We start from the raw sequence: 13,515 nt of genomic DNA, 5'->3' as shown, positions 1-13,515 counted from the left end.
GCGCGCTTGGTCTGCTAGGCGGCGCGCATGCTTAACCTGAACGGTATCACCGTGCGCCTTGGCGGACGCACTATCCTTGATCGCGCCACGGCGGCCTTGCCTCCTTATAGCCGTATCGGCCTAATCGGACGCAATGGTGCGGGCAAATCGACGCTGATGAAGGTGATGATTGGCTCGCTGGAGGCTGATGAGGGCAGCCTGGAGATGCCCAAGGGCACGCGCATCGGTTATATCGCGCAAGAGGCGCCTGCGGGGGATTCTACGCCGTTTGACAAAGTGCTGGCGGCGGATACCGAGCGTGCGGCGCTGATGATCGAAAGCGAGCAAGAGGGGCTTGACCATGACCGCATGGCCGAGGTGCATGAACGGCTGATCGCGATTGACGCTTACACCGCGCCTGCGCGCGCGTCGCGTATCCTTGTTGGCCTTGGCTTTGACGAAGACATGCAGGGTAAGCCGCTCGATAGCTTCTCCGGTGGTTGGAAAATGCGCGTGGCGCTGGCGTCGTTATTGTTTTCGCAGCCGGATTTGTTGTTGCTGGATGAACCGTCGAACCACTTGGATTTGGAAGCGACCTTGTGGCTGGAAAACTTCCTCAAGGGCTATCCCGCCATGATGGTGGTTATCAGCCATGAACGCGACCTGTTAAACAACGTCGTTGACCATATCCTGCATCTGGAGGGCGGGCAGGTGACTTTGTACTCCGGCGGTTATGACTCGTTCGAGCGCCAACGTGCCGAGCGTGCCGCGCAGCTGGCGGCGGCAAAGGCAAGCCAAGATGTGCAACGCGCCAAACTACAGGATTATGTCGCGCGGAATTCGGCGCGTGCCTCCACCGCCAAGCAGGCGCAGTCGAGAGCCAAGGCGCTGGCGCGGATGCAGCCGATTGCCGCAATGGCCGAAGATCCGACGTTGAGCTTTGACTTTCCAAGCCCGGACGAATTGAAACCGCCTTTGGTGACGTTGGATCTGGCGAGTGTCGGCTATACCGAAGGCAACCCGATTTTAGAGCGGTTAAACTTTCGGATTGATCCTGATGACCGGATCGCACTTCTGGGCCGCAACGGGAACGGAAAGACGACGCTGGCGCGATTACTCGCCGCGCAACTGACGCCAATGGAAGGGCAGATGAATTCCTCCGGCAAAATGCGCGTCGGCTATTTCACGCAATATCAGGTGGAGGAATTGGACGGCGATGATACGCCGCTTGAGCATATGACTCATCAGATGAAGGGTGCGAACCCCGGCGCTGTGCGCGCACAACTGGGGCGGTTCGGCTTTTCGGGCGCAAAGGCGACGACGAAGGTTGATAAATTGTCAGGCGGCGAACGTGCGCGGCTCGCGCTGGCGCTGATTACCCGCGATGCGCCGCATATGCTGATCCTCGATGAACCAACGAACCACTTGGATGTCGATGCGCGTGAGGCGTTGGTGCAGGCGCTGAATGAATATGAAGGCACTGTCGTGCTGGTCAGCCATGACCGCCATATGCTTGAGCTGACGGCAGACCGGCTGGTCCTCGTCGATGGCGGCACTGCGACCGAATTTTCCGGCACGATTGAGGATTATACCGATTTCATTCTGGGCAAGGGACCCGCGAAGGAGAAGGTATCAAAGGCTGACCGCAAGGACGACAAGAAAGCTGCGGCTGCCGCGCGTGAGGCGCAAGCCAAGCTTAAGCGCGATGTGAGTGATGCCGAGGCTGACTTGGCCAAGCTTGAGGTTGTGTTGAGTGCGATTGACCGAGCGATGTTCGATCCTGCGTCGGCAGCAAACGAGTATAAGAACCTGACGATGGGTGAACTGTCGCAACGGCGTGGCAAAATTATCGCCGCGCAGGAAGCCGCCGAGGTTCGCTGGGTTGCGGCGGGCGAGGCGTTGGAGAAAGTCTCTTAGGGCGCAAGCTTCCAATTTCACGGTTCTCAACGGCGTAATTTTCAGCCACAGCAGCTCTTCGCAAATTGGTGCCGGCCTCGCACACCTATATTGCTAATTTATATCCAAAACGGATGCAAATATCGCCGGTTCTGGTGTAGTCTGAACCGATTTAGCCCTTCTGCACTTTTACGACCTAACTGTTACAGTTTTCCGCGCGTGTGCGTAGATCAGGATACGGCTTTGCAGGCGCATCATTCCAAGCGCATATGAAAGCAGCATATTTCGGTTCATTGGGCCCCTAATATCGCGGCCTTTGCCGCCGCGAAGCGCGCTTCGCCGAGCCCCTGAATGCGGACGTAATGCACATCATTTCTGACGAGTTCCAATGTGCACAAATCAAAAAACTGCTGTCGTTCAGCAGGTTGCGCATAGACGCGAAGGCCATCATCTACAAAGGGGATGTCGATATCGAGCAAAAGATAGAGGTCGGAAAAGCCTGTGAAGCTGTCGAAATAGCGGTCGCGCAGATAACCCGGCGTTGTGCCGAACATCATGTCCGCCCAGACGGCGGTGATGAGTGGATCTGTATCAAACAGCACAAAGCCAGCGCCCAGTTCGCTTGCGCGCGCAGCGGCAGCGCGGTTCATAGCGTCTTGCGTCTGCGCGATGTGGATCAGTTCTTGTCTGCCAATGTCTGTGCCATGCGCCTCACAATATGCGCGGCCATATTCGGGTACGACTTCGCATCCCAGTTCCGCCGCAAGCCGAGTGCCCAAGGTCGATTTTCCGGTACTTTCGGGGCCGTGAAGGCAGATACGCTTCATTTCTGTTCCGCCTTGCGCCATGCGATCAGTCCGGCAACAGCTAGGACCAGGAATAGCCCATAAAGGCCTGCGGTGAGATACAATTCCTTCATGGCATATAACGGAATGGAAATCAGGTTGACGATGATCCAGAAATGCCAGTTTTCTGCAAAGCGCCGCGCCATCAATATCTGTCCAGCAATGGAGAGCATCGCGACCGACGCGTCCCAATATGGATAGGTGGCATCGGTTTCAGCATGCATTACGGCGCCCCATGCCCAAATCGCGGCAATAGCGCCCAATATCCACAAGCCATAGCCCATAGCAGAAATGCGCCGGACAATGATGTCTCCGCTGTCTGCCTTGTTCCGCGTCCAGCTCCACCAACCGTACAGATTCACAACCGAAAAAAATATCTGTAGCCCTGCGTCGCTGTACAGCTTGGCATCACGAAAAATAAGGAAATAGAGCGAAACCATGATTATCGCGACGGGGAAATTCCACACCGATCGCTTAATAATCAATAAGATGTTGGCAATGCCAAGCAGAACGGCAAGGATTTCAAGTAAGCTCATGCTCGGTGATTTAGCGGCCCAGTCGCGGGACGCAAGTGCCGTGCATCAGTGCGGTTAAGTAAGACTAAATCCGGCAATTCTAACCCAACTGACATGGGCGACCCTTGCGATTAGTTCTAAACTAAGCAGAAATAGCCAGTGGCTCGCGCGCGGGGTTCACTGCGTGCACATCGGCTTGCAACGTATATCCAAAGCCTTATAACGCGCTGAGGCTAATGCCACATGCCGGGTCGAGTTTCAGGTTCTTGCGGAGCCATGCGACATGTGTGTCGATCGTCCGCGACTGCTATTCCACGGTCTTTTCCCACAAAGTCATCGATATTGTTCGAAGAATTAAACCGGTTTGTGTGTTGCCAGTTGAGGGAAAGCTGACACCGTCGATGCAGTTTTGTATCCCAGAATACTGATTTTATTGGTTTTTTAGATATACGGAATGACGCCGCATGACTGAGGTTGCTTATGTCTTCGGGTGAATTTCGTTGTGGTGGTGGATGATCGCGCGGGCAACATTTTGCATCAGGCCGTTCGTCACCTGCATATCGGAACGTGTCTGCGCGATCATGACAGCTACCGGATAAAGGCAACCATCCGGTGCCTTCATTACGCCTACATCGTTAATCGCGGTCGACGTCGAACCAAGGACTTGGCCGGTCCCCGTTTTGTGCGCGAGGCTCCAGTGCGGGGCGAGCCCTGAGCGCAGTCGGGATTTGCCGGTGTATGTGCCTGCCATGAGCTTTAGCAATTTTGCACCGGGGTCATTGGGGCCACGTTCACTGAAACGCTTTAGTACCAGAACAATAGTCCCGGGCGCGGCGCCATCAAGGGGCGTTTCCAGATAGGCCGCCAATGCTGCCTCACGCTTTTCCATCGGAATACGCGATCGCTGCGCCTTGAATGCATTGCCTTGTCGGTATTGTGGTTTCCACTCAACGCCAGCGATTGCGCTTTGCAGCAGGACATCGCCCGGACCGAAGCGAATGGACTGCACCTTGCGTCGGTCAAGCATCTGGTTGACCGATTGTGGCCCCCCTGCAACGCGCAACAATACGTTGTTGGCCAGATTGTCGCTGGCATTGATGGAATGCGCGAGCAATTCGCGTATGGGCATTTCGAATGAGTCCCGACCGTCGAGATAACGTTTTAAAGGCTGGCTGAAGACAACTACGTCGCCGCCGCTGACCTGGATGCGCTTATCCAGCGACAATTTGCCCGCAGCCTCCTGTTCCAAGATCGTCAGCGCAACCCACATTTTGGAAACGCTTTGCTGCGGAAAGCGTTCGGTCTGTCGCTTCCCGATAATGTCTTTGGAAAGTGGTGGATAGATAGCAATACCAACGCGGCCCGGAAACTTCTTCCAGAGCGCATCAATTTCAGACTGAAGCTTGGCATCGGCTGCAGCAATGGCATTGGTCGCTTTAATGGGTGAAGCGTCACCGGCTAAAGCTGTTGCCGTAAATGCCGATACGCCCAGGGCGATGGCGATAGCCTTTATATAGCCGCGCATGATATCTAACTTTTTGTTTTAGCCGGGGCAGCGGTTGGCATGCCAGCCTTCATCGGAGATTTTACCGTGACTGGCGTGGAGCCGAAATCGAGCCAGCGCGTGTTACTGGCTGCGGTCACAAGCATGATGGAGAGTATCGCGATCTGGATCAGAACAATGATAGCTATCCAAGCCTTTGCGTGGCGAAGCATTTGGACAACAACAATGCTGTTCGCTTCAAATTCATGGTGAATAAGATCAGTCGTCAAGTGGATTTCTGATACGGAAAGGCTGTGACTCTGGCGCAATTCGGCCAACTCTTCCTCTAGCGCGCGAACCGTTTTTACGATTTCAGCATGTCGCTGCTGCGTGCCATCCTGTATGCTGTCCAGATGCTCACGGATCATCTGCTCCGCCCGTGCCGGCTTGACACCAGCGGCTTTCAGCAGCCGTCCTAGGCCCTCAAGCTGCTTTACCTTAGCTGTCATTTGTAATGGCCATTGGGCTTGTTTTGATAGGTGACAGCGACATTGGAACCGTCGAAGGATGGCATTAACTTACTCCTACACGCTTGCTTTAAGATATGCTGCGACTTGTCTCTAGTTTAGATATGCTTATTTGCAATCGTTCACATTGCGAGGAGTATTTGACCAAATGGTCGGGCCGTGTAATTCTCCGCATGAGGGCAAAGGAGAGGACCATGGCGAGCAAGGCGGAAACCGGCGGAAACGCGAAAACGGGCAAAAAGAAATCGCAAAAGAAAGGCGCGCCTTTTTCGAGGATCGCAGGGGCATTTGATGCAGCTAATGATGCCACCATGGCACTCGGCCCGCTCGCCGGTTTGGCGCGGGAGGATTTCATTGGCGCAATTGGCCTAATGCTCCGCCAAACCGCGACCAACCCCGATAAGGCTTGGAAGGCGACAACCAACTTCTCCGAAGATGTCGTCAAGATCATGATTGGAAAGTCCGACCTTGCGCCTGACCCCAAAGACAAGCGTTTCATGGACCCGGCATGGACCTTCAATCCGTTTTTCAAGGCAGGCGCGCAATATTATCTCGCGGTGCAAAAGGGGATCAAAAGCTATATCGAGGATTTGGATCTTGATGCGCTGGAGCGCGACCGCGCAAACTTCATTTCGCAGATCATCATCGACGCGATGTCGCCGACGAACAGCTTGATCGGTAACCCGACCGCACAGAAACGTCTGGTAGACTCCGGTGGCCTAAGCCTCGTGAAGGGCCTGAAAAACGCATATAATGACATGGTCCACAACGATATGATGGTGAGCCAGGTCAACAAAAAGCCGTTCAAGCTTGGCGAAAATGTTGCGACCGCAAAGGGTGCGGTAGTGTATCGCGATGAACGCTTTGAACTCATCCAATATGCGCCCACGACTGACAAGGTTTTCGCAACGCCGCAACTGACCATCCCGCCGCAGATCAACAAAATGTATATCAATGATCTGTCGCCAGAAAAATCGATCATCAAATGGCAGACCGACCACGGAATTCAGCCATTCATGATTTCATGGCGTAACCCCACCCACGACATGGGCGTTTGGGGCATGGCCGAATATATCGAAAGCTGCATCAAGGCACTTGATGTCGTGTGTGAGATTACCGGCAGCGACAAGGTCAATATTTCCGGCGGCTGTTCCGGCGGGCAGACGATGTCGGTGCTGCTCTCCAAACTCGCGTCGATGGGTGACACGCGCGCTAACGCCATTACGATGATGGTGTGTGTTCTCGAACCAAGGCCCGGCGACACTGAGGCGGCGAGCCTTGTGTCGCACAATGGCATTGCGCTGGCACGGCAACGCGCCGCGAAAAAGGGCGTGATTGAGGGCAGCAGCCTTGCGCGCGGCTTTGCTTGGTTGCGGCCCAATGACCTGATCTGGAACTATGTAATCAACAACTATCTGCTCGGCGATGATCCGCCGGCGTTTGATATCCTTTTCTGGAATGCCGATGCGACTAACCTATCGTCGGCGTTGATGGGCGATTTCTTGGAGCTGTTTGAGGCCAATGCCTATGCTGCGCCGAGTGCGCTCGACATTGCCGGACACACGCTTGACCTGACCAAGGTGACGGGCGATTTGTTCGTTTTGGGCGGGACAACCGACCACATTACGCCATGGCGCGCATGCTATCGTTCGACGCAATTGTTCGGCAGCAAAAATGTCGAATTCATCCTGAGCCAAGCAGGGCATATGCAAGCGATCCTTAACCCGCCGGGCAACCCCAAGGCGAAATACTGGAAGCATTCGAACGGCAAGACCCCAGCCGACGTCATAGAATGGATGAAAGGCACCGAAGAAGTCGCCGGAAGCTGGTGGCCATATTGGATGGAGTGGCTCCACGCCCGCTCCGGCGCAGAGGTTGCTCCACCTGCAACGCAGGGGAGCAAAAAGCATCCAGCTATGGACCCCGCACCTGGCCTGTACGTTTTGGAGTGACGCGTTTGATCAGGTGTTTTGGCATGGCTCTTTCTTCCTTGCGTGCAGGGGACCAGCCGCTAGACTGCCTGCAACGCTCGCGATAGACACGGCAAAGGAACAGATATGACCAAAAAACGCGCGCCGACATTCAGCATGGAAACCGTTGATGGCCGCGTATTGCGGGTCGCGGTTTGGCGTGCCAGCGCACCGACGCATAATCTGCCGATATTGTTCTTTAACGGTATCGGCGCAAATATTGAGGCGATGGCGCCGATGGCCGAACTGTTGGATGACCGTGACTTTATCACTTTTGATATGCCCGGTATTGGCGGATCTCCAGATCCGGTTGTGCCGTATAATGCGATCCTCATGTCACGGATTGCGGCGTTGCTGCTTGATCGGTTTGAGATGCCGGTTGTCGACGTGATGGGCGTCAGTTGGGGCGGGGCGATGGCGCAGCAATTTGCGTTGCAGAATACAGCGCGCACCAACAAACTCATCCTGTGCGCAACCAGCGCAGGCACGTTGATGGTACCTGGTAATCCTGCCGCTTTAGTCAAAATGGCCGACCCGCGGCGTTACATAGACCCCGACTTCATGGCGAAGCATTTCAAGACGCTGTACGGCGGTATGGTGGGCAATAAGTCGGAGCATATTGGCCGGATCACGCCGCCGTCGAAGACCGGATATTTCTATCAGTTGATGGCGATGATGGGATGGACCAGCGCGCCATTACTGCCTTTTTTGAAAACTGAAACATTGATCATGATGGGCGATGATGATCAGATTGTGCCGCTGGCGAATGGCAAGTTTTTAAATTTCCTGATCCCTAACAGCGAATTGTTCGTGGTGAAAAATGGTGGGCATTTGTTCCTGCTGAGCCATGTTGAAGAGAGCATCACGGCTATTCGGGTCTTCCTTGATCGCGATGCGAGCAAGGCACGAAAGGCCGCCTGATATCCGGCTGTCTTTCGAATATCTCAAACGATAGGACAATGTCGGAATAACGCGTTTTCCCTTAGTTTTGCATTGTCACGATAAATTCGCAATTCACCTGCTAGAACAATATCTTATTCAAAACAGGGGTGGTCGCATTATGTTTAAGTCTATTGGTGTTATTGCTGGCGTGGATGCCGAAGCGGCTGCCCTGTTCCCCGGTCAAAGCGCAAATGTTGAGGCGCTGCACGGCTTTATGGTGCGGCAGGTAAAATTTGCGGACCGTAACATTGCCATTACGTGCAGCGGCATTGGCAAGGTAAACGCGGCAATGGCCGCAATGATGCTGGTTGAACATTATCACGCCGACCTTTTGATTGTTGTTGGCACGGCGGGTAAATTGAACGGCCGCGACGGGGCTTGCTTCCAAATCGTGGAGGCCGTGCAGGGCGATTATGGCGCATCACGCTCCGACGGCTTTGTGCATTATAGGGCAGGGGCGTGGCCTATTGGCGAGGCGCATGCCGAACCCTTCTACGCCGCTATCATGCCGGAGACGGGGCTACCCAAGGTGCGCGTCATTACCAGTGATTGCTTTATGGAAAACGCTGACCATGGCGAACGGCTGCATAAGGCGTTGAGGGGTGATATTGTCGATATGGAAACTGCCGCCGTGGCACAGGCAGCTTCGCGCATGGACATTCCGTGGGCCGCGATAAAGGCTGTCAGCGATTATGCCAATGGCAATAGCGCTGGCGATTTTCAGGCCAATTTAAAATATGCTGCACGATTGGCGGCAGAGGCAACACAGCGCATGATTGCCGATTTACCGCAGGGGCTAAATTAACAATCCCACGGCATGGATGATGATGCCTGCCATGCCGCCTACCAAAGTGCCGTTGATGCGGATGAACTGAAGGTCGCTGCCAACCGCATTTTCCACGCGATCCGTAATGGTGGATGCATCCCAGCGGGCAATGGTTTCGGACACCAGCTTGACGATATTGTCGCCGTAATTCTCGGTCGTGCCAACAATGGCGCGGCGGGCAAAGCGGTTGATTTGATGCTTGAGCCGTGCGTCTTCTTGCAAAGTCCCACCAAGTTTAATCAGCGCATCGCCAAAGCTGCCCGCTAGCGCCGCGTCTGGGTTGCGCGCCGCCTTTAACAGGCCATCGCGGCCTTGATCCCACAGGCTGTTGATCCATTTGCTCATCGCAGGGTTTTCGAGCAATTGTCCCTTCCAGTGCGCGACCTTGGCTTGCAATTCCTTGTCATGACGCAGGTCGTGGGCAAGCTTTGCAAGCCCTTCTTCGCCCTTTTCCCGCAACGGATGGTCCGGGTCTTCGACCATTTCATGCAGCAGCTTATTCAAGCCATTGACGATGGCGTTAGCCAGTTTTTCGTCAAGGCCCGTCCAGCGCATGATCGTGTTGGCCCGTTCCTCAACCATTTCGCGGATGAGATGTTCATTGGCCTCCAACGTTGCCGAAGCCCATTTGATGATACTGTCGAGCACAGGGATATGCCGCCGTTCGCGGATCATCGCGCTCAACAGCTGCCCAAGCAAAGGCGCGATATCGAGCTTATCAAGTTGTTTGCGTATTGCGCCCTTGGCAACGCCGCCGAGGCGTTCATCATCCAACTCCGCGAAAATATCACCCATCAGCCGCGATGCACCCATGCGCATGCGACCTTCGCCGCCTGAGGGGGCACTGAGGAATTTGCCCATTGCGCCTGCCACATCCATGCGCTGCACGCGGCGGGCAACGACCTTGGTTGTTAGGAAATTGGTGCGCAGGAAACTGGCCAATGTGCGGCCAAGCCGTTCCTTGTTATTCGGAATGATCGCGGTGTGCGGAATGGGTATGCCTAAAGGGTGCCTGAAGAGCGCTGTGATGGCAAACCAGTCGGCTAGGCCACCAACCATCCCGGCCTCGGCAAAGGCCCTTAAAAAGCCCCAATAGCCGTCGTAACGGGTTTCCATATACTTGCCGAAAACAAACAATGCCGCCATGCATAACAGCAATGCCGTTGCGATAATGCGCATTTGGCGCAGTTCGGCGTCGCGTTCGGCGTAACGGACTTTTTCCGACAGGCCCAGTTGATTGGCAGATTTCACATCATTGCCTTAGTCAAGGCGCGCCATGCTGCCAAGCACAGCGTCACTCTGCCGGCTGAAGTCCGCCCAAGTCGCCTTTGCCGGGGGCATTGCCGGTCGGCTTAGCGGGCTCCGCAACTATCTCTTTATCCTTTGTGGGATCATAGGTTAGCAACCGCGAACGCAACCATGGGCCAACGCGCTTTTCAAATCCGTCGGCCAGGCTGAACCCGGCAGGGACGATAAGCAAGGTTAGTAACGTCGAGACGATAAGGCCGCCAATGACGACTGTGCCCATGGGCGAGCGCCATTGGCCGTCACCGCCTAACGAAAGCGCGGTGGGGACCATGCCAGCTGTCATGGCAACGGTTGTCATAACGATTGGCTGGGCACGCTTATGACCAGCTTCCATAATCGCCTGAAACTTTGGAACGCCGCGCGCCATTTCCTCAATCGCAAAGTCGATTAACAGGATCGAGTTTTTCGCCACGATACCAAAGAGCATTAAGATGCCGATGAAGACAGGCATTGAAATCGGCTGACCAACCAGTGCAAGCGCAACCAAGCCGCCCAACGGCGCTAGCAAGAGCGATCCCATGTTTACCAGAGGCGACATAAAGCGGTGGTAAAGAAGAACCAGTACCGCAAACACCAGTAAGGTTCCAGAAACCAATGCAATCAGGAAGTTCTGCTGCATTTCCAGTTCCCACTCCTGACTACCAAAGGGTGCACGTGACACGCCAGTTGGTAGGTTTTTCATGATGGGAAGTGCGTTAATTATCGTGTCTGCTTGTGACGCGACCACCCCAGGAGCAAAGTCTGCACCAACAAAGGTGCGGAAATTCTGGTTACGGCGCTGGACTGATGTTGGGCCTGCGCCAAAGCTGATGTCAGCCACGCGGGACAAAGGCACAGATCCGCCGGTCGCCAATGGCACTGGCAAGTTTCGGATGACATCAAGGCTTTGACGTGACTCTCTCGCGAGCATTACGCGGATCGGAATTTGACGATCGGACAGCGAGAATTTCGCGCTATTCTGGTCAATATCACCAAGCGTTGCGATGCGTATAGTCTGGCTCAGCGCTACGGTTGATACGCCAAGCTGTGACGCGATGTCATTACGCGGCTTTATAATCAACTCAGGACGCTGCAAATCCGCGGAGATACGGGGCGCACGCAGCTCGGGCAAACCCTTCATTTGTTCGACCAGCGTTGCCGCGGTCTTGTCGAGCATCTTTGGATCTGATCCTGATAGCATAACCGAAACATCACGGCCGGAACCACCGCCGCCACCGCCGCCGGGGCCGTTAACCTGAAATGTCACACGGGCATCTGCGATTTTGGTTAGAAAGGGCGTGAGGTCTTCCTCAAACTGTTGGCTGGTCCGCGCCCTGTCCTTTTTCAAGGTGATGAAAATACTGGCGCCGCCTTCGCGCAGGCTCTGCAAGGCCGTTTCTACCTCGGGCTGCTTTTCGATAATTGCAGCAGCCTCGCTGGTGATTTCGCGCGTGCTTTCCAACGTGGTTCCCGGAACCATTTCTATACGGACTCGGCTAAAATCGGTATCCCCGTCGGGGAAGAACTGTTTTGGCAGGACAACCAGCAACGCCACCGTGAGTGCCAAAGCTGCTGCGCCGATACCCATCATCCAACGGCGGTGACCAAGTGACCAACGCAGAATCTTCATATATCGGTCGATCCAACTGGCCTCGCCATGTTCGGCCATTCCATCGGATTTTAGGAAATAAGCCGCAATCATCGGCGTGATCATTCTGGCCACGGCAAGGCTCATCAGAACAGAGGCGACAACGGTCAGGCCAAAATTCTTAAAAAACTGCCCCGCAACCCCGGGCATCAGGCCAACTGGCAAAAACACTGCGACAATCGAAAATGTGGTCGCAACCACAGCAAGCCCAATCTCATCGGCCGCGTCAATGGATGCCTGATAAGCGGATTTGCCCATCCGCATATGCCGGACGATATTTTCAATCTCCACAATGGCGTCATCGACCAGCACCCCGGCTACAAGACCAAGCGCCAACAGCGACATGGTGTTCAGCGTGAAGCCCATCAGGTCCAAAAACCAGAAAGTTGGAATGGCCGACAATGGGATAGCAATCGCCGATATAATCGTCGCACGCCAATCGCGCAGGAACAGGAAAACCACAACGATGGCAAGAAGTGCGCCCTCAATCATCGCTGCCATCGAACTTTTATACTGGCCCTTGGTATAATCGACGCTGTTGAATAGCGTGATGAAGTTAATACCAGGATTCTCTTTTTTTATTTCCGCGATTTTGACCATCGCATCATCAAAGACAGTGACATCGGACGCGCCCTTTGCGCGGGACATGCCGAACGTGACAACTTGTTTGCCGCCGGCAAAGGCCATCGATTTCTGCTCGCTGAATCCGTCGGTCACTGCAGCCACATCGGCCAATTTGATTGAACGCCCGCCGCTGAGGCTAATTTGCGTTTGGCTCAGTTCAAAAGCGTTGGTCGCGTTGCCGAGAACGCGAACAGACTGACGTGAGCCGGCGATTTGCGATTGGCCGCCGGACGCGTTTATATTTTGCTGGCGGAGCACAGCGTTAATCTGGCTGGCGCTAACACCAAGTGATTGCATTTTTGCAGGATCAAGTACGACGCGAATTTCGCGGTTTACGCCGCCATTCCGGCTAACCGACGCCATGCCTTCGACGGCAAGCAAGCGACGGGCTACGCTATCGTCGACGAACCAGCTCAATTGCTCAAGTGTCATGTCGCTCGCTTCAACCGCGAAATAGGCGATTGGATCGCTGGACGTGGCAACCTTGAAAATTTGTGGTTCCAAGATGCCATCGGGCAAATCGCTGCGGATCTGGTCAACGGCGTTCTTTACTTCACTGACCGCGGCGTTGATGTCATCGCCAATTTCAAATTCAGCGCTAATCGTGGTGTTGCCCTCGGTTGAGGTAGCATCGATATTACGAACGCCTTGAATACTGCGAATGGCAGATTCAACCTTCTGCGTAATCTGCGTTGTGATTTCGGTAGGCGCAGCGCCCGGTTGAGAAATGGAGACAACGACAACGGGAAATTCGATATCGGGATCATTCTGAACGTCCATATTTATGAACGCCATGATCCCGGCCAGGGTAAGCGCGACGAACAAGACGATTGGCACCACCGGGTTACGGATGGACCATGCAGAGATATTGTTAAAATTCATTTTTTATGTCCCGAATATCCCAAAAAGTTACTTCTTTTTCAGAAGCTTAGGATTGATCGTTTCGTCCGGATTTAGGAAGCCGCCAGCGTAG

General features: G+C 54.5%; 10 protein-coding genes. 4 read left to right on the top strand and 6 right to left on the bottom strand.

Translation table 11 applies throughout. The features are described from left to right. Positions 1 to 27 precede the first annotated feature (27 nt). Positions 28 to 1,896: an ABC-F family ATP-binding cassette domain-containing protein gene (locus QE270_RS02050; protein WP_300034408.1), complete on the top strand. Its 1,869-nt coding sequence runs from the start codon at positions 28 to 30 to the stop codon at positions 1,894 to 1,896. Between the two features lie 269 nt (positions 1,897 to 2,165). Here the strand turns inward: QE270_RS02050 and QE270_RS02045 are convergent, their stop codons facing one another. The 4 genes from QE270_RS02045 to QE270_RS02030 form a co-directional block, all read right to left on the bottom strand. After that, positions 2,166 to 2,702 carry an ATP-binding protein gene (locus tag QE270_RS02045; protein ID WP_300034405.1) on the bottom strand — a complete coding sequence of 179 codons (537 nt, stop codon included), beginning with the start codon at positions 2,700 to 2,702 and terminating at the stop codon, positions 2,166 to 2,168. Then, positions 2,699 to 3,256: a nicotinamide riboside transporter PnuC gene (gene pnuC, locus QE270_RS02040; RefSeq protein WP_300034400.1), complete on the bottom strand. Its 558-nt coding sequence runs from the start codon at positions 3,254 to 3,256 to the stop codon at positions 2,699 to 2,701. Before pnuC ends, QE270_RS02045 begins: the two co-directional genes overlap by 4 nt. Positions 3,257 to 3,713: 457 nt before the next feature. Further along, positions 3,714 to 4,760 (bottom strand): serine hydrolase, encoded by a 1,047-nt coding sequence (locus QE270_RS02035; RefSeq protein WP_300034397.1) that lies wholly within the window; start codon positions 4,758 to 4,760, stop codon positions 3,714 to 3,716. Between the two features lie 5 nt (positions 4,761 to 4,765). Then, on the bottom strand, positions 4,766 to 5,227 hold the full coding sequence (locus QE270_RS02030; protein WP_300034394.1) for a hypothetical protein: 462 nt from the start codon (positions 5,225 to 5,227) through the stop codon (positions 4,766 to 4,768). A 212-nt stretch (positions 5,228 to 5,439) separates the two neighbouring features. On the opposite strand from QE270_RS02030, the gene QE270_RS02025 reads away from it, so the two are divergent. From QE270_RS02025 to QE270_RS02015, 3 genes are all read left to right on the top strand, one after another. Further along, complete coding sequence (locus QE270_RS02025) at positions 5,440 to 7,197, top strand: alpha/beta fold hydrolase (RefSeq protein ID WP_300034391.1); 1,758 nt, start codon at positions 5,440 to 5,442, stop codon at positions 7,195 to 7,197. Positions 7,198 to 7,302: 105 nt separating this feature from the next. After that, positions 7,303 to 8,136, top strand: coding sequence for an alpha/beta fold hydrolase (locus tag QE270_RS02020; RefSeq protein WP_300034388.1), 834 nt, complete (start codon positions 7,303 to 7,305; stop codon positions 8,134 to 8,136). Positions 8,137 to 8,275: 139 nt separating this feature from the next. Beyond that, positions 8,276 to 8,962 (top strand): 5'-methylthioadenosine/S-adenosylhomocysteine nucleosidase, encoded by a 687-nt coding sequence (locus QE270_RS02015; protein WP_300034385.1) that lies wholly within the window; start codon positions 8,276 to 8,278, stop codon positions 8,960 to 8,962. Here QE270_RS02015 and QE270_RS02010 read toward each other — a convergent pair. Then, complete coding sequence (locus tag QE270_RS02010; RefSeq protein ID WP_300034610.1) at positions 8,954 to 10,162, bottom strand: DUF445 domain-containing protein; 1,209 nt, start codon at positions 10,160 to 10,162, stop codon at positions 8,954 to 8,956. The two genes, QE270_RS02015 and QE270_RS02010, sit on opposite strands and share 9 nt — an antisense overlap. 115 nt (positions 10,163 to 10,277) lie before the next feature. After that, complete coding sequence (locus QE270_RS02005; RefSeq protein ID WP_300034382.1) at positions 10,278 to 13,424, bottom strand: efflux RND transporter permease subunit; 3,147 nt, start codon at positions 13,422 to 13,424, stop codon at positions 10,278 to 10,280. Positions 13,425 to 13,515: the final 91 nt, after the last annotated feature.

The sequence above is a fragment of the Sphingorhabdus sp. genome (assembly GCF_029865925.1).
Classification (GTDB): Bacteria; Pseudomonadota; Alphaproteobacteria; order Sphingomonadales; family Sphingomonadaceae; genus Sphingorhabdus_B.
Note: the sequence above shows the minus strand (reverse complement) of the source record. Positions and strands in the feature narration are given on the sequence as shown.

Bases quoted from the DNA above. Each gene is read 5' to 3' on its own strand.
- QE270_RS02050 (WP_300034408.1), top strand. From the start codon at position 28: ATGCTTAACCTGAACGGTATCACCGTGCGCCTTGGCGGACGCACTATC.
- QE270_RS02045 (WP_300034405.1), bottom strand. From the start codon at position 2,702: ATGAAGCGTATCTGCCTTCACGGCCCCGAAAGTACCGGAAAATCGACC.
- pnuC (WP_300034400.1), bottom strand. From the start codon at position 3,256: ATGAGCTTACTTGAAATCCTTGCCGTTCTGCTTGGCATTGCCAACATC.
- QE270_RS02035 (WP_300034397.1), bottom strand. From the start codon at position 4,760: ATGCGCGGCTATATAAAGGCTATCGCCATCGCCCTGGGCGTATCGGCA.
- QE270_RS02030 (WP_300034394.1), bottom strand. From the start codon at position 5,227: ATGACAGCTAAGGTAAAGCAGCTTGAGGGCCTAGGACGGCTGCTGAAA.
- QE270_RS02025 (WP_300034391.1), top strand. From the start codon at position 5,440: ATGGCGAGCAAGGCGGAAACCGGCGGAAACGCGAAAACGGGCAAAAAG.
- QE270_RS02020 (WP_300034388.1), top strand. From the start codon at position 7,303: ATGACCAAAAAACGCGCGCCGACATTCAGCATGGAAACCGTTGATGGC.
- QE270_RS02015 (WP_300034385.1), top strand. From the start codon at position 8,276: ATGTTTAAGTCTATTGGTGTTATTGCTGGCGTGGATGCCGAAGCGGCT.
- QE270_RS02010 (WP_300034610.1), bottom strand. From the start codon at position 10,162: ATGCGCATTATCGCAACGGCATTGCTGTTATGCATGGCGGCATTGTTT.
- QE270_RS02005 (WP_300034382.1), bottom strand. From the start codon at position 13,424: ATGAATTTTAACAATATCTCTGCATGGTCCATCCGTAACCCGGTGGTG.